The organism is Type-F symbiont of Plautia stali (assembly GCF_059731105.1).
Window position 1 is genome coordinate 3,928,677 of sequence record NZ_AP035909.1, and the last position, 22,946, is coordinate 3,951,622.

Here is a 22,946-nt window from a genome sequence, read left to right on the forward strand (position 1 = left end):
GAGTATGTCATTGTCTAAAGTTCTGACCCGCGCAGCATTAGGCGTGGAAGCGCCGCTGGTGACCATTGAGGCTCACATCAGTAATGGCCTGCCTGCACTGACGCTGGTGGGTCTGCCTGAAACCACGGTCAAAGAGGCGCGTGAGCGGGTTCGCAGCGCCATTATCAACAGCGGTTTTACCTTCCCGGCCAGACGGGTCACCATCAATCTGGCACCAGCGGATTTACCCAAAGAGGGCGGGCGCTATGACCTGCCCATGGCAATTGCCATTCTGGTCGCCTCAGAGCAGCTTCCTGCGGATAAGCTGATGCACTTTGAGTTTCTGGGTGAACTGGCGCTGGATGGCGCGCTATGTGCCGTTCAGGGGGCAATTCCTGCGGCCATGATGGCCCTTCAGGCTGGACGACAGCTGGTTCTCTCTGCGGAAAATCAGCGTGACGCCGGGCTGATTCGTGAGGGAGCGTCACTGGTCGCCGCTCACCTCAGTGAGGTCTGCGCTTTTCTCCGTGATGCGCTGACATTATCACCGGCTCCCTACCCTGAGCATCAGCATGCCACGCCTGGTGACGATCTCGCGGATATCATCGGTCAGCAGCAGGGGCGCAGAGCACTGGAGATCACCGCGGCGGGCGGGCATAACCTGTTGCTGATTGGGCCGCCTGGCACCGGTAAAACGATGCTCGCAACCCGTCTGCCTGGCATCATGCCCGCCTTAAGCGACCAGGAAGCGCTGGAGTGTGCGGCGATAGCCAGCCTGATAAACAGCACTGCCCTGCACCGACAGTGGCGCAGCCGGCCTTTCAGGTCGCCTCATCACAGCGCGTCTCTCTATGCTCTGGTTGGCGGAGGGTCATTGCCGCGGCCCGGAGAGATCTCCCTGGCGCATAATGGCGTGCTGTTTCTGGATGAATTACCGGAATTTGACCGCAGGGTGCTGGATTCACTGCGTGAGCCACTGGAGTCAGGCGTCATCGCCATTTCGCGAGCCCGGGCAAAGGTCACGTTCCCGGCACGGTTTCAGCTGATTGCTGCCATGAATCCCGGGCCAACCGGGCATTATCAGGGACAGCATAATCGCTGCTCGCCTCAGCAGATCCTGCGTTATCTCAGTAAGTTATCAGGGCCGTTTCTGGATCGCTTTGATCTTTCACTGGAGGTGCCGCTGTTGCCCGGTGGCATGCTCAGTGGCCAGCGACCGGCCGCAGAAAGCTCTGAGCAGGTTCGTCAGCGGGTCGTTGCGGCGCGAGCGATCCAGCTCGCCCGCGCAGGTAAAATTAACGCGCATCTGAATAATGCGGAAATCCTGCGCTGGTGCCAGCCTGAAAAAGAGGATGCCGAATGGCTGGAGTCTGTGCTGGAGAAACTAGGGTTATCTGTGCGAGCCTGGCAGCGAATTTTAAAGGTGGCGCGCACCGTGGCCGATCTGGCCGGAGAGAAAGAGATTACCCGCCTCCATCTGCAGGAGGCGGTCAGCTATCGCGCGATTGATCGATTAATGATCCATTTGCATAACAGCCTGCAATAAAAAAGGGGCTCTCGCCCCTTTCTGTTAATCGTCGCTGTCGCTGTAGTCTTCAACGGTGTCCATCTGCGGCTTACCGCCAGACAGCGTGTGAAAACGCTTAGGACGCTTGATGCGGGTCATATACTTTGACCATACACGCTCAGCTTCCGTCTGCGGCTCACGCACGCCACGACACACTTCGATAAACAAACGTTCTTCTTCTGTTGCAGGCTCACGCTTCGATAAATCCAGCTCATTAAAGGCGAAACCGTGGCGTTCCAGAAGCTGGGCTTCTTTAATAGTAAAGTCACCGTGGCGTGAGAAACCACGCGGGTAATGTTTGTTATCAAAGAAACGATTCTCTGTTAAGAAGCTTTCCGCCATGTTACACGCTCCTGATTCTCTAATGCCGTGCTGTTAATGGCGCGGAGTATTAGATAGGCTTGACAGAGTGTAAAACAAAACATTTAAATCTATACGACAAACAATTTTTGGGAGCGCGTTGTGGATACGGAATTACTGAAAACTTTCCTTGAAGTGAGCAGAACACGTCATTTCGGGCGTGCTGCTGAAGCCCTTTACCTTACGCAATCTGCTGTCAGTTTTCGCATCCGTCAGCTGGAGAATCAGCTCGGCGTTAACCTTTTTACCCGGCATCGCAACAACATACGTCTGACTGCCGCCGGGGAGCGACTGCTTCCTTATGCGGAAAGCCTGATGAGCACCTGGATAATGGCGAAGAAAGAGGTTTCTCATACTGAGCAGCACCATGAGCTCTCGATAGGTGCCAGCGCATCGCTCTGGGAGGCCTATCTGACGCCCTGGCTTCAGACGCTGTATGAGAATCGTGAGAGCCTGCATTTAGAAGCACGCGTGGCGCAGCGGCATTTGCTGGTTAAGCAGCTTCATGAGCGTCAGCTGGATCTGTTGATTACCACTGAAGCGCCTAAGATGGATGAATTAACCAGCCAGCAGATTGGCCATATTTCGCTGGCACTGTTCTGTGCCCGCCAGAGCGAAAAGCGCGAAAAGTATGACTACATCAAGCTGGAGTGGGGAGCCGATTTCCATCAGCATCAGAGCTACCTCTCTGGCGCTGATGATGTGCCGGTGCTGACCACGACATCGGCACATGTCACCCGTGAACTGCTCTACACGACGGGTGCATGCGCGTTTCTGCCAGACTTCTGGCAAAGCGTATACAGTGAACTGATGGTGATGCCGGACGCACCGGTCGCCGTTCGTCCGCTTTATGCGGTCTGGTTGCAGAACAGCGATCAGCAGGCGCATATCCGTCAGCTGCTTAAATACCCGATTCTGGTCAGGCAAAACAGCTGAATTAGCAGGCAGGCATGCAGAAAGAAGAGATCAGAGACCAGTTAGATTTAGCTGGTTTTTCTTTTTTGCTTTTTTATAAGCAAAAAAAATCCTTTGCCGAAGCAAAGGATCGTTTTCTGGCAGGGGCGGAGGGACTCGAACCCCCAACACCCGGTTTTGGAGACCGGTGCTCTACCAATTGAACTACGCCCCTAAATAGGGTGGCGGAACGGACGGGGCTCGAACCCGCGACCCCCTGCGTGACAGGCAGGTATTCTAACCAACTGAACTACCGCTCCACCGATTCTGTACTGAGGTCCGCTTGCGCTGACTTCAGGTATTTCGCCCGCTCCGCGTCACCGGAGTGGTCACGACCAGCGTACTGGTCTTAATTTGATGCCTGGCAGTTCCCTACTCTCGCATGGGGAGGCCCCACACTACCATCGGCGCTACGGCGTTTCACTTCTGAGTTCGGCATGGGGTCAGGTGGGACCACCGCGCTAAAGCCGCCAGGCAAATCTTGGTGCACGAAACGAAAAAATCTTCGCTTCTGCTAATTCTTTATCCGTCACAAAGCTGAAAATCGTGTCTCTCAAAAACGCCTCTGGCGTTGTAAGGTTAAGCCTCACGGGTCATTAGTACCGGTTAGCTCAACGCATCGCTGCGCTTACACACCCGGCCTATCAACGTCGTCGTCTTCAACGTCCCTTCAGGACCCTCAAGGGGTCAGGGAGAACTCATCTCGGGGCAAGTTTCGTGCTTAGATGCTTTCAGCACTTATCTTTTCCGCACTTAGCTACCGGGCAGTGCCATTGGCATGACAACCCGAACACCAGTGGTGCGTTCACTCCGGTCCTCTCGTACTAGGAGCAACCCCCCTCAATTCTCCAGCGCCCACGGCAGATAGGGACCGAACTGTCTCACGACGTTCTAAACCCAGCTCGCGTACCACTTTAAACGGCGAACAGCCGTACCCTTGGGACCTACTTCAGCCCCAGGATGTGATGAGCCGACATCGAGGTGCCAAACACCGCCGTCGATATGAACTCTTGGGCGGTATCAGCCTGTTATCCCCGGAGTACCTTTTATCCGTTGAGCGATGGCCCTTCCATTCAGAACCACCGGATCACTATGACCTGCTTTCGCACCTGCTCGAGCCGTCACTCTCGCAGTCAAGCCAGCTTATGCCATTGCACTAACCTCACGATGTCCGACCGTGATTAGCTGACCTTCGTGCTCCTCCGTTACTCTTTGGGAGGAGACCGCCCCAGTCAAACTACCCACCAGACACTGTCCGCACCCCGGATCACGGGGCCACGTTAGAACATCAAACATTAAAGGGTGGTATTTCAAGGATGGCTCCACGCAGACTGGCGTCCGCGCTTCAAAGCCTCCCACCTATCCTACACATCAAGGCTCAATGTTCAGTGTCAAGCTGTAGTAAAGGTTCACGGGGTCTTTCCGTCTTGCCGCGGGTACACTGCATCTTCACAGCGAGTTCAATTTCACTGAGTCTCGGGTGGAGACAGCCTGGCCATCATTACGCCATTCGTGCAGGTCGGAACTTACCCGACAAGGAATTTCGCTACCTTAGGACCGTTATAGTTACGGCCGCCGTTTACCGGGGCTTCGATCAAGAGCTTCTCCTTACGGATAACCCCATCAATTAACCTTCCGGCACCGGGCAGGCGTCACACCGTATACGTCCACTTTCGTGTTTGCACAGTGCTGTGTTTTTAATAAACAGTTGCAGCCAGCTGGTATCTTCGACTGGCTTCAGCTCCGGGAGCAAGTCCCTTCACCTACGCGCCAGCGTGCCTTCTCCCGAAGTTACGGCACCATTTTGCCTAGTTCCTTCACCCGAGTTCTCTCAAGCGCCTTGGTATTCTCTACCTGACCACCTGTGTCGGTTTGGGGTACGATTCTGTGTTACCTGATGCTTAGAGGCTTTTCCTGGAAGCAGGGCATTTATCACTTCAGCACCGTAGTGCCTCGTCATCACGCCTCAGCGTTAAAAGAGTCCGGATTTACCTGGACCCTCCGCCTACACGCTTAAACCGGGACAACCGTCGCCCGGCTGATATAGCCTTCTCCGTCCCCCCTTCGCAGTAACACCGAGTACAGGAATATTAACCTGTTTCCCATCGACTACGCCTTTCGGCCTCGCCTTAGGGGTCGACTCACCCTGCTCCGATTAACGTTGAACAGGAACCCTTGGTCTTCCGGCGAGCGGGCTTTTCACCCGCTTTATCGTTACTTATGTCAGCATTCGCACTTCTGATACCTCCAGCATGCCTCACGACACACCTTCGACGGCTTACAGAACGCTCCCCTACCCAACAACACATAGTGTCGCTGCCGCAGCTTCGGTGCATGGTTTAGCCCCGTTACATCTTCCGCGCAGGCCGACTCGACCAGTGAGCTATTACGCTTTCTTTAAATGATGGCTGCTTCTAAGCCAACATCCTGGCTGTCTGTGCCTTCCCACATCGTTTCCCACTTAACCATGACTTTGGGACCTTAGCTGGCGGTCTGGGTTGTTTCCCTCTTCACGACGGACGTTAGCACCCGCCGTGTGTCTCCCGTGATAACATTCTCCGGTATTCGCAGTTTGCATCGGGTTGGTAAGCCGGGATGGCCCCCTAGCCGAAACAGTGCTCTACCCCCGGAGATGAGTTCACGAGGCGCTACCTAAATAGCTTTCGGGGAGAACCAGCTATCTCCCGGTTTGATTGGCCTTTCACCCCCAGCCACAGGTCATCCGCTAATTTTTCAACATTAGTCGGTTCGGTCCTCCAGTTAGTGTTACCCAACCTTCAACCTGCCCATGGCTAGATCACCGGGTTTCGGGTCTATACCCTGCAACTTAACGCCCAGTTAAGACTCGGTTTCCCTGCGGCTCCCCTATACGGTTAACCTTGCTACAGAATATAAGTCGCTGACCCATTATACAAAAGGTACGCAGTCACACCACGAAGGTGCTCCCACTGCTTGTACGTACACGGTTTCAGGTTCTGTTTCACTCCCCTCGCCGGGGTTCTTTTCGCCTTTCCCTCACGGTACTGGTTCACTATCGGTCAGTCAGGAGTATTTAGCCTTGGAGGATGGTCCCCCCATATTCAGACAGGATACCACGTGTCCCGCCTTACTCATCGAGCTCACAGCATATGTGCTTTTGTGTACGGGAGTATCACCCTGTACCCTGCGACTTTCCAGACGCTTCCACTAACACACATGCTGATTCAGGCTCTGGGCTGCTCCCCGTTCGCTCGCCGCTACTGGGGGAATCTCGGTTGATTTCTTTTCCTCGGGGTACTTAGATGTTTCAGTTCCCCCGGTTCGCCTTGCAGCACTATGTATTCATGCTGCAATGATGCACTGAGTGCACCGGGTTTCCCCATTCGGACATCGACGGCTGTAGCGGTTCATATCACCTTACCGTCGCTTTACGCAGATTAGCACGTCCTTCATCGCCTCTGACTGCCAGGGCATCCACCGTGTACGCTTAGTCGCTTAACCTCACAACCCACAGGCGTTTTTCAACGCTGCGTGCTGTAAGCATTTGAGAGACTCGAACATGTCGCCATTTCATTCTTATTACGGAGAATGAACGCGCCATGTCGTTTCAATTTTCAGCTTGTTCCGGATTGTTAAAGAGCATAATACGTCACAGCACACCGTCGCCGGTACGCTCTGAGGTATTTCAGAAAAAACAGCAGGTATGGTGGAGCTAAGCGGGATCGAACCGCTGACCTCCTGCGTGCAAGGCAGGCGCTCTCCCAGCTGAGCTATAGCCCCATACAGTTACTGCAGAGACCACTACTACCACTCAACCGAGTTACATTCTTCATGAGAAGGATGCAATTTCTTTTCAGGCAAGGCATGCGGAAGGGACGTTTACTCAGGTAAACGACCGCGCGCATAACGCAGCATGAGAAGAAATCTGGTAGGCCTGAGTGGACTTGAACCACCGACCTCACCCTTATCAGGGGTGCGCTCTAACCACCTGAGCTACAAGCCTGTAGAGGTTTTTTCTGCTCGTGACTTTTTATCAGACAATCTGTGTGAGCACTGCGCGGGAAGGTATCTTCAGGTAAGGAGGTGATCCAACCGCAGGTTCCCCTACGGTTACCTTGTTACGACTTCACCCCAGTCATGAATCACAAAGTGGTAAGCGCCCTCCCGAAGGTTAAGCTACCTACTTCTTTTGCAACCCACTCCCATGGTGTGACGGGCGGTGTGTACAAGGCCCGGGAACGTATTCACCGTGGCATTCTGATCCACGATTACTAGCGATTCCGACTTCACGGAGTCGAGTTGCAGACTCCGATCCGGACTACGACGCACTTTGTGAGGTCCGCTTGCTCTCGCGAGGTCGCTTCTCTTTGTATGCGCCATTGTAGCACGTGTGTAGCCCTACTCGTAAGGGCCATGATGACTTGACGTCATCCCCACCTTCCTCCGGTTTATCACCGGCAGTCTCCTTTGAGTTCCCGACCGAATCGCTGGCAACAAAGGATAAGGGTTGCGCTCGTTGCGGGACTTAACCCAACATTTCACAACACGAGCTGACGACAGCCATGCAGCACCTGTCTCAGAGTTCCCGAAGGCACCAAAGCATCTCTGCTAAGTTCTCTGGATGTCAAGAGTAGGTAAGGTTCTTCGCGTTGCATCGAATTAAACCACATGCTCCACCGCTTGTGCGGGCCCCCGTCAATTCATTTGAGTTTTAACCTTGCGGCCGTACTCCCCAGGCGGTCGACTTAACGCGTTAGCTCCGGAAGCCACTCCTCAAGGGAACAACCTCCAAGTCGACATCGTTTACGGCGTGGACTACCAGGGTATCTAATCCTGTTTGCTCCCCACGCTTTCGCACCTGAGCGTCAGTCTTCGTCCAGGGGGCCGCCTTCGCCACCGGTATTCCTCCAGATCTCTACGCATTTCACCGCTACACCTGGAATTCTACCCCCCTCTACGAGACTCAAGCCTGCCAGTTTCAAATGCAGTTCCCAGGTTAAGCCCGGGGATTTCACATCTGACTTAACAGACCGCCTGCGTGCGCTTTACGCCCAGTAATTCCGATTAACGCTTGCACCCTCCGTATTACCGCGGCTGCTGGCACGGAGTTAGCCGGTGCTTCTTCTGCGGGTAACGTCAATCGGCGAGGTTATTAACCTCACCGCCTTCCTCCCCGCTGAAAGTACTTTACAACCCGAAGGCCTTCTTCATACACGCGGCATGGCTGCATCAGGCTTGCGCCCATTGTGCAATATTCCCCACTGCTGCCTCCCGTAGGAGTCTGGACCGTGTCTCAGTTCCAGTGTGGCTGGTCATCCTCTCAGACCAGCTAGGGATCGTCGCCTAGGTGGGCCATTACCCCGCCTACTAGCTAATCCCATCTGGGTTCATCCGATAGTGAGAGGCCCGAAGGTCCCCCTCTTTGGTCTTGCGACGTTATGCGGTATTAGCCACCGTTTCCAGTGGTTATCCCCCTCTATCGGGCAGATCCCCAGACATTACTCACCCGTCCGCCACTCGTCACCCGAGGAGCAAGCTCCTCTGTGCTACCGTCCGACTTGCATGTGTTAGGCCTGCCGCCAGCGTTCAATCTGAGCCATGATCAAACTCTTCAATTTAAAGTTTGATTTGCTGAAACAAGTTCAGCGGTGCTCATCTGTAAAACGTCATAATGAATTTCATTATGTGTTCACTCGTGAGGCTTTGATATTTTTGTGCGTCCAAAGACGCTGATATCAATCCTGCGAGTGCCCACACAGATTGTCTGATAAATTGTTAAAGAGCAGTGCCGCGTTTTCCTGCGGCGCGGGCTGCGTATATTACGCTTTCCGCATTGTCAGTCAAGCATTTATTTTCGCTTAACTCACTGGTTCGTATGATTTCGAACCACTTAACGCGACGCTTCGTAAGCCGTTGTGCCGTGTCAGTGGAGGCGCATTATAGGGAGTTCTCGGAGGCTGACAAGTGCTAATTTCAAATAAAATTCCGAGTGCTGTTTTTTTCAGCTAAAAGTCCCTAAAGCGCCAGTTTTTCCAGCAATGGGAAGCCATAACGGTGTAAAACGGGTGATAATTGTACCGCTTCGCCATCCAGCTCCGTACAGAACGCGACGTTCTGCTGTGAGGAACGCACCTCAGGTGCTTCATGCTCCAGCAGCCAGACCGTACGTCGGGCGATTGCCGCACCGGAATCAATCAGGCGCGTTCCTTCCGGCAGGACCTGTTGCAGCTCTTCGCGCAGTAAAGGAAAGTGAGTGCAGCCTAAAACCACCGTGTCAGGCGGTTCCGCCATCCGCAGCCATGGCTGAACAATACGCCTTACCTCATCCAGTGCCACTTCCCCGCCATGCAGCTTGGCTTCCGCCAGCTCCACCAGCTCCGCCGATCCCAGCATCTCAATTTTGCAGGAGCCAGCAAACTGTGCCACCAGCTCATGGGTATAAGGACGGCGAACGGTTGCTCTTGTCGCCAGCAAGCCCACGACACCATTACGCGTCAGACGCGCAGCCGGTTTAATCGCCGGAACAACGCCTACAACAGGAAACGAAAAGTGTTCACGCAATGCAGGCAGCGAAACCGTGCTGGCGGTATTGCAGGCGATGATGACTAATGAGAGAGGCGTGCGGCGGGTAATGGCCTCAACGATGGCGACCACCCGCTCCACGATAAAGGATTCGCTTTTCTCACCATAAGGGAAGCCGGCGTTATCGAAGGCGTAGAGATAATGAAGATCCGGCAGTAGCTGACGGACCTCATCGTAGACAGAAAGCCCACCGACGCCGGAGTCAAATACCAGCACGGTGGGTCGCAAATCAGAAGCTGTAGCTGCCGCTGAGGTAATACTCTCGTCCTGGAGTCTGATAGCCATACGCTGTCTCGTAATCTTTATCGAACAGGTTGGCAATTCTACCACGAACTGTGAGTTGTGAAGTGACAGGATATGAGACGGCGAGATCCCACAGACTGACGCCACCTTCCCTGACGCGGCGGCTGGGCGTGCTGTTGAAATCCGTATCGTAGCGGTCGCCCAGATAGTGATAGGTCACGGACCAGTCCGCGTCATACAGCGTCCAGTCGAGTTGATACTTCACCTGCTGTTTTGCCCGGCGAACCAGCGGCTGGTTGGTGCTGCCATCCCGCGCATCGACATAATCATAAGAGAGCTGATGCGTCAGTGGCCCGGTATCAAAGCCTGCCGTCGCTTCCACGCCTTTAATACGCGCCTGCTTAATGTTGTAGTACCGGAAGGTCGCCGGATCGCCATCAATCAGGTTATCGATGTCATTGCGGTAGCCCGACACGCGCCAGCTGACCGGCCCGCTCAGCCCTTCAAAGCCGCCTTCCCACTGTTTACTTTTTTCCGGTTCGAGGTCCCGATTACCATAAGCCGGGCTGTAAACCTGTGACAGATTCGGCGCTTTAAAGGCGGTGCCATAAGAGGCGAATGCACGGTAGCCCGAGATAAACTCCCAGGAAGCTGCCGTCTGCCAGGTGTTATGCCAGCCGAACTGATTGTTATCGTCACCGCGTACCGCCCCTTCCAGGCTAACCGTGCCGAACTGCTGCTGGCCGGTCAGGTAGAGGCCGGTGTTACGCTGCTCATACCCCTCTGACAGAAAATTGGTGCCTGGCTCAGTGGTCTCTTTCTGCCAGTCGACACCCCCACTCACCGCGCCCTGCCCCATCTGCACCGTGTTGCCCCACTGCAGATTGTACTGCGTGACATCATCAAACGTGGAAGCCGCGCCGTAGCGGCCATTGCGCGGGTCGTAGTTGATATCTTTGGTATGGCCATAGCTGGCGATGAGCTGAGTCGAGTAGAAATCACGGTTAAAGCGTAAACCGGTGTCCCAGGTCTGACTATAGAGCTGACGGGTGTCCGGCAGACCGATGATGTTGGTATAATTCTCATCGTAGCTGTATGACCCGTCATAGGCGGTGCGGTTATCAAATCCGTAGCCGCGCACAAACCCACTCAGCTCATCGCTGAACTGATGCTCAAGATTGCCATAAAGGGTTTTGCTCATGAATCCGTCGCGATCGTGCTGTGCCGGGCCATAGTTACTGGGATAACCCGCCACCACATCATATCCTCTGGTGTAGGTATAGTTGCCTGCCAGGGTCAGCGTGGTGGCGTCGCTCAGCCTCTGCTGGGTAGAGCCATCATAAGATTGATAGCCATTGGAGCCCATGCCCCCCGTCAGCGTGGTTCCCGGCTGCGACCGGCCGGTGATGATATTAATTACGCCGCCAATGGCATCAGAACCGTAGACGGCAGAACGTGCCCCGCGGATATATTCGATACGCTGCACCAGGGTCAGCGGAATCTGGCTGAGATCGGACGAACCACTGATTCCGGCCTGATTCAGCCGGATGCCATCAATCAGGATCAGGACATGGCGGGACTCGGTGCCGCGAATAAACAGGGAGCTCTGCTGACCTAACCCGCCGTTTTGCGCCACATCAACACCCGGCAGGCGGCGCATCACATCCGCCAGGCTTTTAGCCTGCCAGCGCTCAATCTCATCGCGCGTCACGACGGTGGTGGGTGCCAGCACGCCGGAGACAGGTTCGGCAAAACGGTTAGCGGTCACGATTTGCGTCTCATCATTTGCCTGAGCAAACCCGTTTTGCGCCCAGAGAGAAGCCGCCGTTGCGCTCAGAGCGAACAGCGATACACTTTTTTTTATCATTTTTAAATCGCATCCATAAGACTAAGCAGGATGCCGCAGGCCGACAATCGATAGCACGCGATGATTGTACGAGTAGCGACGTTACACCGGCAGGTCTTCGGGCTGGGAACCATAAATGATGATGACTTCCCATCCCGCAGGACAGTGTCTGCTATTGCACTCATCACGACATTCCTTACCGCTGCGCGTCAGCTCCAGATTTACACTGGATTCCCTATTAACTCAGGCTGAGGCCGGCGTCTGCAGTCTACGGAGTGGCGATTCGGAAGTCCAGATAGCCGGAAATCATCGCTCTGCGGGACTGGACATCAGCAAGTGAATGCCTACAATCGCCCGCTGGTAAGCTATTAATCAGGATTGCTCATGACACCCGAACATCTCCCCATTGAAGAGTATGACGCACAGCTGGCGGAAAAAGTCAGTCGTTTAGAGACGATGATGACGCCGTTTGCTGCGCCCGACGTGGAGGTGTTCCGTTCACCGGTCAGCCACTATCGGATGCGCGCAGAGTTCCGGCTGTGGCACGACGGTGATGATATCTATCACATCATCTTCGATCAGCAGACGCGCGAACGGATCCGTGTCGATCAGTTCCCTGCGGCCAGCCAGCTGATCAACCAGCTGATGCCAAAGATGATCGCCGCGATCCGCGATAACCGTACTCTGCGCCACAAGCTGTTCCAGATCGACTATCTCTCGACCCTGAGCAATCAGATTGTGATTTCGCTGCTCTACCACCGCAAGCTGGACGACGAGTGGCAGCAGGCCGCCGCTGCGCTGCGCGATCGGCTGCGTGCCGAAGGGCTGGATGTGCAGCTGATTGGCCGCGCAACCAAAACGAAAATCTGTCTCGATCGCGACTACGTTGACGAACGTCTGCCGGTGGCGGGCCGCGAGCTTATCTATCGCCAGGTTGAAAACAGTTTTACCCAGCCTAACGCGGCAATGAATATTCAGATGCTGGAGTGGGCGCTGGATGTCACCCGGGATTCACAGGGGGATTTGCTGGAACTCTACTGCGGCAACGGCAACTTCTCGCTGGCGCTGGCACGCAATTTCCGCCGTGTACTGGCAACGGAAATCGCCAAACCTTCCGTGGCATCGGCGCAATATAATATCGCCGCTAACCAGATCGATAATGTGCAGATCATTCGCATGGCGGCGGAAGAGTTTACCCAGGCGATGAACGGTGTCCGCAGCTTTAATCGTCTGGAAGGCATTGATCTGACCAGCTACGACTGCGAGACGATTTTTGTCGATCCGCCGCGCAGCGGACTGGATGACGAGACGGTGAAGATGGTGCAGGCTTATCCGCGCATCCTCTATATCTCCTGCAATCCTCAGACCCTGAGCGACAACCTGCAGACGCTGGCGCAAACGCACGACGTTACGCGCCTGGCGCTGTTTGACCAGTTCCCCTACACCCATCATATGGAATGCGGTGTTCTGCTGACGCGTAAAGCCTGAAGCATAAACAAAAACGGGAACCCTGCGGTTCCCGTTTTTTTTACTGATTACGCTTGCGCTTAAATCGCGTTGCAATCCAGAACACCAGCGCCACCATCAGAACGGTGGGAATGAAGTTGGAGCCCATGTCCGGGTATTCTGCCCGCACCAGCGCGCTGTAAACCAGAATTCCCAGCAGGAAAAAGGCGGCTGCCAGGCCCGGCATCCCCTCCGGCATGTTGGTGTTGAGGTAACGCTGATGCAGACACCAGGCCGCCAGGCCCAGTGCAATCAGCGGAAAAATGGAAAAGGGAACAAAGGCGCTGAACAGCACAGAAAATGAGCCGTTAATCGCTAAGCCGGTAATAAAAGCCAGGGCCAGTGTGCCTTTATCGCGGGAAGCTGGGTGGGTCATGGACGGATCCTTACTCATTACTCTTCGGGTTTTTCCAGGGTAACCGCGAGACGCTCCTGCTCCCGGCGGTACCAGTAATAGGCGCCTTTGGCGATCATACGCAGCTGTAACACCAGCCGATCCTCAAGCTTACGACGCTGCTCAGCATCAACATCCAGTGCTTCTGCACCGGCGCTGAAGACAATGGTCACCATCGCCTCAGCCTGCGCTTCGGTAAAACTGCGCGGCATGCGATTTTCGACCTCAAGATAGTCAGCCAGTTCAGCGATAAAGTGCTGAATTTCACGCGCCACGGCGGCACGGAAAGCGGCGGAGGTGCCGGAACGTTCACGCAGTAACAGGCGGAAAGCGTTGGGGTTGTTGCCGATGAACTCCATAAAGGTCGACACCGACGTTTTAATGATGCTGCCGCCTTTGGCGATACGCTGGCGCGCCTGGCGCATCAGCTGTCGCAGCATGAGCCCGCTTTCATCCACCATCGTCAGGCCCAGCTCATCGACATCCTTGAAATGACGATAAAAGGAGGTGGGTGCGATACCTGCCTCGCGGGCAACTTCCCGCAGACTCAGGCTGGCAAAACTGCGTTCGGCGCTGAGCTGACTGAACGCTGCTTCAATCAGTGTACGTCGTGTACGTTCTTTTTGTTGCGCTCTGACGCCCATTCTCTCTGCCTTTAGCGGTGTTAGGCAGGCACTATATCAAAAATTTCAGCGTACAGATTGGCAATCTTTGTCACCGCCTGTGAACCTCACTCTTTGTCAAACTGTGATGAAAATCGCTGATAGAATTCAGAAGTGCGCGACGAGATGTTAGAATCTCGTTGTAAAAATGTATAAATAATAGGACGTATCGGTATGCAAAAGTCTTACGATTACGATGCCATTGTGATTGGCTCAGGGCCCGGCGGTGAAGGGGCGGCGATGGGGCTGGTAAAACAGGGAGCGCGCATCGCCGTGATCGAACGCTACCATAACATCGGCGGCGGCTGTACCCACTGGGGCACCATCCCCTCTAAAGCTCTCCGTCACGCCGTCAGTCGCATTATCGAATTTAATCAGAACCCGCTTTACAGCGATCACACCCGACTCCTTCGCTCCTCTTTTGCCGACATTCTCAATCACACGGAAAACGTGATCAGCCAGCAGACGGCCATGCGTCAGGGCTTCTACGAGCGTAACCGCTGCGAACTGTACCAGGGCGATGCGCATTTTGTTGATGCCAACACCATTGAGATTGAACAACCTGATGGGACGCGTGAGCGGCTGACGGCAGAGAAATTTGTCATCGCCTGTGGTTCACGTCCTTACCATCCTGACGATGTCGACTTTACCCATCCCCGCGTCTATGACTCAGACTCCATTCTCAACCTGCATCACGAACCGGGCCACGTCATCATTTATGGCGCAGGCGTGATTGGCTGTGAATACGCCTCGATTTTTCGCGGTCTGAACGTCAAGGTTGACCTGATCAATACCCGCGATCGTCTGCTGGCGTTCCTCGATCAGGAGATGTCTGATTCGCTCTCCTACCACTTCTGGAACAGCGGCGTGGTGATTCGTCACAACGAAGAGTTTGAGAAGATTGAGGGCGTGGAAGATGGTGTCATCATCCATCTGAAATCCGGCAAGAAAGTGAAAGCGGACTGCCTGCTTTACGCCAACGGCCGAACCGGCAACACCGATTCCCTGTCGCTGGAAAATGTCGGTCTGGAAGCGGATGGCCGTGGCCTGCTGAAAGTCAACAGCATGTATCAGACCGCGCAGCCGCACATCTATGCGGTCGGTGACGTGATTGGCTATCCGAGTCTGGCCTCTGCCGCCTACGATCAGGGCCGCATTGCCGCGCAGGCGATTATTAAAGGAGAAGCGTCAGCGCATCTGATTGAAGATATTCCGACCGGTATCTATACCATTCCGGAAATCAGCTCCGTGGGCAAAACCGAGCAGCAGCTGACCGCCATGAAAGTGCCCTATGAAGTGGGACGCGCGCAGTTCAAACATCTGGCGCGGGCGCAGATTGTGGGGATGAACGTCGGCAGCCTGAAGATCCTGTTCCACCGGGAAACCAAAGAGATTCTGGGGATCCACTGCTTTGGTGAGCGTGCCGCCGAGATTATTCACATCGGTCAGGCGATCATGGAGCAGAAAAATGGTGGCAACACGATTGAGTACTTCGTGAATACCACCTTTAACTATCCGACGATGGCGGAAGCCTATCGCGTGGCGGCGTTAAACGGCTTAAACCGCCTGTTTTAACGTCGTGTCGAGATAGTGCTGCATGTGGGTTTTGATTGCTTCTGCCAGCTGTTCATAACGGCTGCGCAGAGGCGAACCCGGCCGATAGACCAGCGCAATCGTGCGTTGTGGTACCGGCTTGTAGCACGGAAGATAGCAGACCCCATCGCGGATACGTTCCGGCGGAACCGCCAGCGCCGGTAACAGTGTAATGCCGCTGCCTGCTGCCACCATATTGCGCAGCGTTTCCAGACTGGTTGCCCTGAAATGGGTATCTTCGTCGGCACCCGCCTCAAAACAGAATCCCATCGCCTGGTCACGCAGACAGTGCCCATCTTCCAGCATCAGTAATTTCTCGCCCGCCAGATCGGACATCGGTACCCGATCGCGGTCGCGCCACGGATGATCTTCGTAGATCGCCAGCTTCATCGGTTCATCAAACAGCGGAACCTCAATAAAGGCCTGGCTCTCTTTGACCAGCGCCACAATCGCGCAGTCCAGTTTGCCGCTGTCGAGCTGTGCCAGCAGCTGCTGCGTCTGCGCTTCATGCAGATACATTTCCAGTTTCGGGAACGTCTGGTGCAGCATCGGGATAATCTGTGGCAGCAGGTAGGGGCCGGTGGTCGGGATAAGGCCGATATGCAGCGGACCTGACATCGCTTCCCCTTGCTGACTGGCCATCTCTTTCAGCACTTTTACTTCACGCAAAACCGTGCGCGCCTGATCCACCAGCAGCAAGCCGGCCTGGGTGAAGAGCACTTTACGGCTGGTGCGCTCCAGCAGCATCACACCCAGCTCATCTTCCAGCTTGCGGATCTGCCCGCTTAACGTTGGCTGACTGACATGACACGCATCTGCCGCACGGCGGAAATGGCGATATTCAGCAAGTGAGACCAGATATTCAAGATCACGAATATTCATTATTACCCTCCAAACCACGATAGCCCGTGGCGATAGATAGAATAGCAATGAACGATTGGCCCTATCAAGGGCGGTTCGGAATAATGCGCGCATCAAATGGAAAGGGGTTATCAGGAGAAAAAATGTTTGCAAGTCAGGAAGGTAAAGCCATTCCGTCCGTCACGTTTCATACGCGCCAGGACGATAGCTGGGTCGATGTCACCACAGAATCACTGTTCAAAGACAAAACGGTGATTGTTTTTTCCCTGCCGGGTGCCTTTACCCCTACCTGCTCATCCAGTCATCTGCCGCGTTACAACGAACTAGCGGGCCTGTTTGCCCAACATGGCGTGGACACGATTCTCTGCGTCTCGGTCAATGACACCTTCGTGATGAACGCCTGGAAAGCAGAACAGCGGGCAGACAATATTACCTTCATTCCTGATGGCAACGGCGAGTTCACCCGAGGTATGGAGATGCTGGTTGAGAAAGCCGATCTCGGTTTTGGCCCGCGCTCATGGCGCTACTCCATGCTGGTACGTAACGGCGTGGTGGAGAAAATGTTTGTTGAGCCGAACAAGCCTGGCGACCCCTTTGAGGTCTCCGATGCCGACACCATGCTGCGCTATCTGGCCCCGGAGTGCAAAGCACAGGAGTCGGTCTCCATCTTTACGAAACCTGGCTGCATCTTCTGCGCCCAGGCAAAACAAATGCTGCTGGATCATGGCATCCAGTATGAAGAAATTGTGCTGGGTCAGGATGCCACAACCGTAAGTCTGCGAGCCGTATCAGGCCGGGCGACGGTGCCGCAGATTTTCATGGGCGGTCGTCATATTGGCGGCAGTGAGGATCTGCAGCAGTTCCTGCTGTCAGCGTAAGAGAATCTTAGCGTCGGCCGGGAGAGCGGGCGCTTTGATGATGTGCCTATAATAAAGTAGTAATTCTGAAGCTAGAGGTTAGCGGGCATCTGTTGTGCCCGCCTTTTTTTTGCCTGCTTTGCCGGGGAACAATGCCGCAAGAAAAAGATGCCGGGAATAAAATTATCCTGTCCACGTAAAACTGATACACCCTCAAATAAATCGCCCCCAATTAAAAACCCCTTTCATATTTCATTTTTTGAATATAAAACACCAGCACAGAAATATAACTCAGCCAGCAATTTAAAATAGAAGTTGTTCTATTTTCCATAGAAAGCCAATCGGATAAGGTGAGCGCTTGCCATCTGAATCATATGCATTCAGAGGCGATTTAATTTCATCGAAAATTAACCATACTTTAAAGGGAAATAATTATGCGTACGCTGTCATGCGAAGAAATGAATGCCGTCAGTGGTGCTGACATGGAAGGGGCAATCATCGGTCTGTTTGATGGTGCAGCAACAGGCATGGCGATTGGTGGAAAATGGGGTGGCGCGGGCGGTTTCATCGTCGGCGGCATCTCACAACTTTTTGGCCTGATTATTCCCACCATCATGGGCGGATTAGCAGGCTTTGTCGTGGGCGCGATAACGGACACTGAGACAATTCAGAATCTGCTTGCAGAATACCGGAACGCTTTCGGTCCGGGTGACGTTAATCACGGCGATACTATCGGTTAATTCCGGCAGACATGAGTGACAGGGCGTATCGCGTCTGAAACAGCACGCCTGCGCCCTTTTTTATTGGTGTGCAGTCAGCCAGCAATAATTTATCCGCGGTTCACAACTGCTACGGGAACAGGGATACGACCCGGCGCATCCATCACGTTAAATATGATTCGGCCTGCAATATGCCCGATGACGAATCGAAACGCCTGTAGCTTTACCCGCAAAAAATTAATCAGAGCCGGGTTTATCGTCGATGACCACGCCCGGAGGGCGTGGTTTCGATTGAGAAAAACGGACTATGCGTTAGCGCAGCCCACTTTTCTGTCAGGCAAGCCGCTGCTTCGCGTCACCGATGGCGCGGGCAACCTGCTGTGGCGAGACGCCCCCCTGCGCATTACGTTTATCCAGACAGGATTGCAGTGCCAGAATCGGATAGACATCATCGTCAATCACCGCACTGAACTGCTGTAACTGTGCCAGCGACAGGGCTTCCAGCGCCACACCCTGCCCGATGGCCGCTACCACGACCTCGCCGACGATATGATGAGCTTCACGGAACGGCACACCTTTGGCGACCAGATAGTCGGCCAGTTCAGTGGAGTTTGCGTAGCCCTGCTCTGCGGCTTCCTGGCAGCGCGGACGTTTCACCTGCAGGCCATCCAGCACCAGCACGGACATGTGCAGACAGTCGAGCCAGGTGTCCAGCGCGTCAAACAGCCCCTCTTTGTCTTCCTGCATATCTTTGTTGTACGCCAGCGGCAGACCTTTCAGCGTCATCATCATGCCGGTCAGTGCGCCCTGCACCCGACCGCATTTGCCACGAATCAGCTCCAGCGCATCCGGGTTTTTCTTCTGCGGCATCAGCGATGAGCCGGAAGTGACTTTGTCTGACAGCTCGATAAAGCCCGCTTCACCGGTGTTGAAGAAGATCATATCTTCGGCGAAGCGCGACAGATGAACCATGCCGATCGCCGCATCAGAGAGCAGCTCCAGCACATGATCGCGATCGGAGACGGTGTCGAGACTGTTGCGCGTGGCGGAGGCAAAACCCAGCCAGCCTGCCAGCTGCTGACGATCGATTTCGTAGGCCGTTCCGGCCAGTGCGCCGCAGCCCAGCGGGCTGACATCAAGACGCTTCAGGGTATCCTGCAGACGGCTCTCATCACGCGCCAGCATTTCCACATAGGCCAGACACCAGTGCGCGAAGGTCACCGGCTGCGCACGCTGCAGATGGGTGTAGCCCGGCATCACTGCATCCTGATTCGCTTCCGCAGTGACAACCAGCGCCTGCTGCAGATCGCGTGTCGCGCCCAGCAATGCCTCAACCTGCATCTTGCACCAGAGTTTCAGATCGGTCGCGACCTGGTCGTTACGGCTGCGGCCGGTATGCAGTTTTTTACCCAGCGCGCCCACTTTGTCGATCAGCTGTCCTTCAACCCAGCTGTGAATATCTTCGGCGTCGCTCTGCAGAATCTGCTCAGGATTCTCACGCACTTCACCCAGCAACGTATTCAGGGCCGCTTCCAGCTGCTGCTGCTCATCCTGAGTCAGCACGTTTACCGTCACCAGCGCTTTGGACCAGGCAACAGAGCCAATAATGTCCTGCTCTGCCAGGCGGTAATCGAAGCGCAGCGAGTCGTTGAACTGTTTAAAACGTTGATCCGCTGCCTGAGTAAACCGTCCACCCCAAAGTGCCATGTGAAAACTCCTCTGAATCGTTAAACAAGGGGCGGCATAAATGCCGCCCCTGGATTGAATCTGTGAGGCGAGGCGCACCTCGCCTGAAATATTACTTCTTCTTCTGCTCGTTCAGCGCACGGATACGTGAAGAGAGCGAGAACAGACGGATGAAGCCGCCTGCATGACGGTGGTCGTAAACCTCATCTTCGCCAAAGGTGGCGAACTCTTCCGAGTAGAGGCTGTTAGCCGAGCGTTTCTGGGTGGCTGTCGCGTGGCCTTTGTAGAGCTGCACCACAACTTCACCATTTACCTCTTCCGCCAGCGATTCGGCAGCAGCCTGAATCGACTTACGCAGCGGGGCAAACCAGCGACCGTCATAGACCACATAGGACATCTCGTGGCCGAGCTGCTCGCGCCATTTGAAGCTGTCGCGATCCAGTACCAGCTGTTCAACGGCACGCAGCGCGCTGACCATGATGGTGCCGCCCGGGGTTTCGTAGCAGCCACGGGACTTAATCCCGACCAGACGGTTTTCCACGATGTCGATACGGCCGACACCATGTTTTGCGCCCAGCACGTTGAGTTTTTCCAGACACTGGAACGGGCTCAGTTTTTCGCCGTTAACGGCCACAACACGACCCTTCTCGACGGTCACGGTCACCTCTTCAGGCTGATCGGGCGCCTCCAGCGGATCGACGGTCCAGACCCAGCAATCTTTATTCGGCGCATTGGCCGGGCTCTCCAGCACGCCGCCTTCGGTAGAGATATGCCAGGCGTTTTCATCACGGCTGTAGATCTTTTCCAGTGAGGCGGTGGTCGGGATATTGCGCTCTTTCAGGTAGTCCAGCAGCGCTTCACGCGAACGCAGGTTCCATTCACGCCATGGGGCAACCACTTTCAGCTGCGGTGCCAGGGCGGTATAGGTGGTTTCGAAACGCACCTGGTCATTCCCTTTACCGGTTGCACCGTGGCACAGCGCATCCGCGCCTACTTTCAGTGCCAGCTCAACCTGCGCTTTCGCGATGATAGGACGGGCCATTGAGGTGCCGAGCAGATAGGTGCCTTCATAGAGCGCACCGGTCTGCAGCACCGGGTAAACGTAATCGCTGATAAACTCTTCACGCAGGTCGACAACGTGGCATTCCGAGGCGCCAGACTGCAGCGCTTTCTTCTCAACACCTTCCAGATCGCCACGCTCCTGACCGATATCCGCCACAAAAGCGACCACTTCACAGCCACCGTAGTTCTCTTTCAGCCATGGAATGATTGCCGAGGTATCAAGACCACCGGAGTAAGCCAGAACGATTTTTTTGATGTTTTGCGTTTGCATTTCGTAATCCTTGAATCAGAGTCGTTAAGCGAGAATCCGGGTGCCAATCGACACGCCGTTAAACAGGTCAGGCAGCCGCTCAGCGTGACGCCAGCTGGCGATATCGACCGGGCGGCCCAGCGTACGCGCGGCATCCAGCGCCGCGTGCACTTTCACAATCATGCCATCAGTAATAATGCCCTGGGTGATCAGCTGCTCCGCTTTGTCAGCGGTCATCTCTTCGATGCGCTGACCTTTACCGTCGAGAATACCACTCACGTCGGAGAGCAGAACTAAATCCGCGCCCAGCGTTGAAGCCAGTGCCGTCGCCGCCTGATCGGCGTTGACGTTCATCAGTTCGCCGCCCTCAGTGATGCCAATAGAGCTCACCACCGGCATGTAACCCGCCGCCAGCAGCGTATTCAGCAGTGCCGGATCGCCTGGCATGGCGTGGCCCACATGGCCAAGTTCCGGATCAAAGGCGGTGACATTCACGATGCCCGCATCACCCAGGCAGAGGCCAACCGCGTTGATGCCCGATTTTTTCGCCCAGGCCAGCAGCGTTTTATTGGCGGTTCCCGCCAGCGCACCGGTAATGATGTCAATCTGATCGGCTGGGGTGACGCGCAGGCCATTTTTCTTCATCACCGGCAGCGACAGCTTTTTCATCAGCTCGTCCACCAGGCAACCGCCGCCGTGGACAATGATCAGTGGACGCTGATGGGTGCTGCGATATTTCAGCAGCGCTTCAAACAAGCGGGCCAGCGCTTCTTCGCTGTCCAGCAGCACACCGCCCAGTTTGATAATCAATGGATTGGTCATGGTTTATTTGTCCGTTAAATCAGTGACTGCGTTTCTGGGAAGCCGAACCGGATGTTCAGGCACTGCACCGCCTGCGATGCCGCACCCTTCAGCAGATTGTCTTCGGCTGCCACGACAATCAGATGCTCGCCCTGCATCTCAAATCCGATGTCGCAGTAAGGCAGGCCCACGACGGCTTTCAGCGCCGGCACACCCTGGTCATAGAAACGCACCAGCGGCTTATTGTCATAGGCGCGATGGAAAACGGCGGCAATATCTTCGCGGCTGACACCCGCTTTCAGACGGCAGGTAATGGTCGCCAGGATACCGCGCGGGAAGCTGCCCAGATGTGGGGTGAAGATCACCGGGGTGCCAAGGTGGGCCACAATCTCCGGATGATGACGATGATTGAACAGGCCGTAAGGCTGCAGGCTCACTTCGCAGAAGCTGGTGCCGACATTGGCTTTACGGCCGGCACCGCTCACGCCACTGGTGGCATTGATGACCGGCCACTGCGCGTCGTTTAGCAGTCCGGCATCCACCAGCGGTTTCAGCGCCAGCTGCGCGGCAGTCGGATAGCAACCCGGCACGGCCACCAGCTGCGCCTGCTGGATGTTTTCATGCTGATATTCCGCCAGGCCGTAAACGGCTTTGTCCAGCCAGTCGCCATGCTGATGGGTGAAGCCATAGAAGTGGGTGTAGAACTCAGCGTCATTGACCCGGAAAGCGCCCGACAGGTCGAACACCACACAACCCGCCTTAAGAAATTCCGGAGCCAGATCGTGGCTGACTTCATGCGCCGTCGCCAGAAAGACCACATCCACTTTGTCTGCCCACTCCGCCGCGCTGCTCAGTGGCTGCAGCGGAAGATCCACCACGCCTTTCAGCTGCGGATGAAGATCGGACAAGCGCTTACATGCATCAGGGCTTTGCGCCGAAACCGCTAAAGCGGTTATGTTGATATGTGGATGACGATTCAGGAAGGTGGCAAGCTCTACTCCAGCATAACCACTGGCACCAACGATCAGCGTATTCAACATCAGGC

The 22,946-nt window shown here is 55.1% G+C and carries 16 protein-coding genes, 4 tRNA genes, 3 rRNA genes and 1 riboswitch; of the genes, 6 read left to right on the top strand and 17 right to left on the bottom strand.

Annotated elements, in window-relative coordinates; genetic code table 11:
• Nucleotides 1-4 precede the first annotated feature (4 nt).
• Nucleotides 5-1,525: a YifB family Mg chelatase-like AAA ATPase gene (locus AC6I7A_RS18740; RefSeq protein ID WP_058956895.1), complete on the top strand. Its 1,521-nt coding sequence runs from the start codon at nt 5-7 to the stop codon at nt 1,523-1,525.
• 24 nt (nt 1,526-1,549) lie between these two features.
• On the opposite strand, the gene AC6I7A_RS18745 is transcribed toward AC6I7A_RS18740, so the two are convergent.
• Complete coding sequence (locus AC6I7A_RS18745) at nt 1,550-1,888, bottom strand: MaoP family protein (RefSeq protein ID WP_009087989.1); 339 nt, start codon at nt 1,886-1,888, stop codon at nt 1,550-1,552.
• A 120-nt stretch (nt 1,889-2,008) separates the two neighbouring features.
• Between AC6I7A_RS18745 and hdfR the strand changes: the two genes are divergently transcribed.
• Nucleotides 2,009-2,842 (top strand): HTH-type transcriptional regulator HdfR, encoded by an 834-nt coding sequence (gene hdfR / locus AC6I7A_RS18750; RefSeq protein WP_058956894.1) that lies wholly within the window; start codon nt 2,009-2,011, stop codon nt 2,840-2,842.
• Nucleotides 2,843-2,959: 117 nt separating this feature from the next.
• Here hdfR and AC6I7A_RS18755 read toward each other — a convergent pair.
• The 9 genes from AC6I7A_RS18755 to btuB form a co-directional block, all read right to left on the bottom strand.
• Nucleotides 2,960-3,035 (bottom strand) — tRNA-Trp (locus tag AC6I7A_RS18755).
• Between the two features lie 8 nt (nt 3,036-3,043).
• A tRNA-Asp gene (locus AC6I7A_RS18760) sits at nt 3,044-3,120 on the bottom strand.
• Nucleotides 3,121-3,219: 99 nt separating this feature from the next.
• A 5S ribosomal RNA gene (rrf, locus tag AC6I7A_RS18765) occupies nt 3,220-3,335 on the bottom strand.
• Between the two features lie 100 nt (nt 3,336-3,435).
• Nucleotides 3,436-6,340: ribosomal RNA gene (locus tag AC6I7A_RS18770) — 23S ribosomal RNA — on the bottom strand.
• Nucleotides 6,341-6,543: 203 nt separating this feature from the next.
• A tRNA-Ala gene (locus AC6I7A_RS18775) sits at nt 6,544-6,619 on the bottom strand.
• Nucleotides 6,620-6,765: 146 nt separating this feature from the next.
• Nucleotides 6,766-6,842: transfer RNA gene (locus AC6I7A_RS18780), tRNA-Ile, on the bottom strand.
• Nucleotides 6,843-6,915: 73 nt separating this feature from the next.
• Nucleotides 6,916-8,457, bottom strand: a 16S ribosomal RNA gene (locus AC6I7A_RS18785).
• The 16S, 23S and 5S rRNA genes sit together here with 4 tRNA genes alongside, the layout of an rRNA operon.
• Nucleotides 8,458-8,854: 397 nt before the next feature.
• Nucleotides 8,855-9,706: a glutamate racemase gene (murI, locus tag AC6I7A_RS18790; protein WP_009087991.1), complete on the bottom strand. Its 852-nt coding sequence runs from the start codon at nt 9,704-9,706 to the stop codon at nt 8,855-8,857.
• A complete protein-coding gene (gene btuB, locus AC6I7A_RS18795; protein WP_058957344.1) occupies nt 9,651-11,531 on the bottom strand; it encodes a TonB-dependent vitamin B12 receptor BtuB in 1,881 nt (626 codons plus the stop codon). Before btuB ends, murI begins: the two co-directional genes overlap by 56 nt.
• A gap of 71 nt (nt 11,532-11,602) precedes the next feature.
• Nucleotides 11,603-11,784, bottom strand: a riboswitch (cobalamin riboswitch).
• 110 nt (nt 11,785-11,894) lie between these two features.
• Between btuB and trmA the strand changes: the two genes are divergently transcribed.
• Nucleotides 11,895-12,998: a tRNA (uridine(54)-C5)-methyltransferase TrmA gene (gene trmA, locus AC6I7A_RS18800; RefSeq protein WP_058957345.1), complete on the top strand. Its 1,104-nt coding sequence runs from the start codon at nt 11,895-11,897 to the stop codon at nt 12,996-12,998.
• Nucleotides 12,999-13,038: 40 nt separating this feature from the next.
• Here trmA and AC6I7A_RS18805 read toward each other — a convergent pair whose 3' ends face one another.
• Together AC6I7A_RS18805 and fabR are read right to left on the bottom strand one after the other, a co-directional pair.
• Nucleotides 13,039-13,392, bottom strand: coding sequence for a YijD family membrane protein (locus tag AC6I7A_RS18805; protein WP_009087994.1), 354 nt, complete (start codon nt 13,390-13,392; stop codon nt 13,039-13,041).
• Nucleotides 13,393-13,409: 17 nt separating this feature from the next.
• Nucleotides 13,410-14,054, bottom strand: coding sequence for an HTH-type transcriptional repressor FabR (gene fabR / locus AC6I7A_RS18810; protein WP_009087996.1), 645 nt, complete (start codon nt 14,052-14,054; stop codon nt 13,410-13,412).
• Nucleotides 14,055-14,246: 192 nt separating this feature from the next.
• Here fabR and sthA point away from each other — a divergent pair, with 192 nt between their 5' ends.
• A complete protein-coding gene (sthA, locus tag AC6I7A_RS18815) occupies nt 14,247-15,647 on the top strand; it encodes a Si-specific NAD(P)(+) transhydrogenase (RefSeq protein ID WP_009087998.1) in 1,401 nt (466 codons plus the stop codon).
• On the opposite strand, the gene oxyR is transcribed toward sthA, so the two are convergent.
• Nucleotides 15,630-16,547, bottom strand: a complete 918-nt coding sequence (oxyR, locus tag AC6I7A_RS18820) for a DNA-binding transcriptional regulator OxyR (RefSeq protein ID WP_009088000.1) — start codon at nt 16,545-16,547, stop codon at nt 15,630-15,632. The two genes, sthA and oxyR, sit on opposite strands and share 18 nt — an antisense overlap.
• A gap of 122 nt (nt 16,548-16,669) precedes the next feature.
• On the opposite strand from oxyR, the gene AC6I7A_RS18825 reads away from it, so the two are divergent.
• Complete coding sequence (locus AC6I7A_RS18825; RefSeq protein ID WP_058957346.1) at nt 16,670-17,404, top strand: glutathione peroxidase; 735 nt, start codon at nt 16,670-16,672, stop codon at nt 17,402-17,404.
• Between the two features lie 413 nt (nt 17,405-17,817).
• Nucleotides 17,818-18,123: a DUF5862 family protein gene (locus tag AC6I7A_RS18830; protein ID WP_058957347.1), complete on the top strand. Its 306-nt coding sequence runs from the start codon at nt 17,818-17,820 to the stop codon at nt 18,121-18,123.
• A 312-nt stretch (nt 18,124-18,435) separates the two neighbouring features.
• On the opposite strand, the gene argH is transcribed toward AC6I7A_RS18830, so the two are convergent.
• From argH to argC, 4 genes are all read right to left on the bottom strand, one after another.
• Nucleotides 18,436-19,809, bottom strand: a complete 1,374-nt coding sequence (argH, locus tag AC6I7A_RS18835) for an argininosuccinate lyase (RefSeq protein ID WP_009088004.1) — start codon at nt 19,807-19,809, stop codon at nt 18,436-18,438.
• 91 nt (nt 19,810-19,900) lie between these two features.
• Nucleotides 19,901-21,121: an argininosuccinate synthase gene (locus AC6I7A_RS18840; protein WP_058957348.1), complete on the bottom strand. Its 1,221-nt coding sequence runs from the start codon at nt 21,119-21,121 to the stop codon at nt 19,901-19,903.
• A 24-nt stretch (nt 21,122-21,145) separates the two neighbouring features.
• Nucleotides 21,146-21,922 (bottom strand): acetylglutamate kinase, encoded by a 777-nt coding sequence (gene argB / locus AC6I7A_RS18845; protein WP_058957349.1) that lies wholly within the window; start codon nt 21,920-21,922, stop codon nt 21,146-21,148.
• A 14-nt stretch (nt 21,923-21,936) separates the two neighbouring features.
• Nucleotides 21,937-22,941 carry an N-acetyl-gamma-glutamyl-phosphate reductase gene (gene argC, locus AC6I7A_RS18850; RefSeq protein ID WP_058957350.1) on the bottom strand — a complete coding sequence of 335 codons (1,005 nt, stop codon included), beginning with the start codon at nt 22,939-22,941 and terminating at the stop codon, nt 21,937-21,939.
• Nucleotides 22,942-22,946: the final 5 nt, after the last annotated feature.

Excerpts from the sequence above, each read along its gene's own strand:
- AC6I7A_RS18805 (WP_009087994.1), bottom strand. The coding sequence starts at position 13,392 with ATGACCCACCCAGCTTCCCGCGATAAAGGCACACTGGCCCTGGCTTTT.
- murI (WP_009087991.1), bottom strand. The coding sequence starts at position 9,706 with ATGGCTATCAGACTCCAGGACGAGAGTATTACCTCAGCGGCAGCTACA.
- AC6I7A_RS18830 (WP_058957347.1), top strand. The coding sequence starts at position 17,818 with ATGCGTACGCTGTCATGCGAAGAAATGAATGCCGTCAGTGGTGCTGAC.
- AC6I7A_RS18745 (WP_009087989.1), bottom strand. The coding sequence starts at position 1,888 with ATGGCGGAAAGCTTCTTAACAGAGAATCGTTTCTTTGATAACAAACAT.
- oxyR (WP_009088000.1), bottom strand. The coding sequence starts at position 16,547 with ATGAATATTCGTGATCTTGAATATCTGGTCTCACTTGCTGAATATCGC.
- sthA (WP_009087998.1), top strand. The coding sequence starts at position 14,247 with ATGCAAAAGTCTTACGATTACGATGCCATTGTGATTGGCTCAGGGCCC.
- fabR (WP_009087996.1), bottom strand. The coding sequence starts at position 14,054 with ATGGGCGTCAGAGCGCAACAAAAAGAACGTACACGACGTACACTGATT.
- AC6I7A_RS18825 (WP_058957346.1), top strand. The coding sequence starts at position 16,670 with ATGTTTGCAAGTCAGGAAGGTAAAGCCATTCCGTCCGTCACGTTTCAT.
- argB (WP_058957349.1), bottom strand. The coding sequence starts at position 21,922 with ATGACCAATCCATTGATTATCAAACTGGGCGGTGTGCTGCTGGACAGC.
- trmA (WP_058957345.1), top strand. The coding sequence starts at position 11,895 with ATGACACCCGAACATCTCCCCATTGAAGAGTATGACGCACAGCTGGCG.
- AC6I7A_RS18840 (WP_058957348.1), bottom strand. The coding sequence starts at position 21,121 with ATGCAAACGCAAAACATCAAAAAAATCGTTCTGGCTTACTCCGGTGGT.
- argC (WP_058957350.1), bottom strand. The coding sequence starts at position 22,941 with ATGTTGAATACGCTGATCGTTGGTGCCAGTGGTTATGCTGGAGTAGAG.
- argH (WP_009088004.1), bottom strand. The coding sequence starts at position 19,809 with ATGGCACTTTGGGGTGGACGGTTTACTCAGGCAGCGGATCAACGTTTT.
- AC6I7A_RS18740 (WP_058956895.1), top strand. The coding sequence starts at position 5 with ATGTCATTGTCTAAAGTTCTGACCCGCGCAGCATTAGGCGTGGAAGCG.
- btuB (WP_058957344.1), bottom strand. The coding sequence starts at position 11,531 with ATGATAAAAAAAAGTGTATCGCTGTTCGCTCTGAGCGCAACGGCGGCT.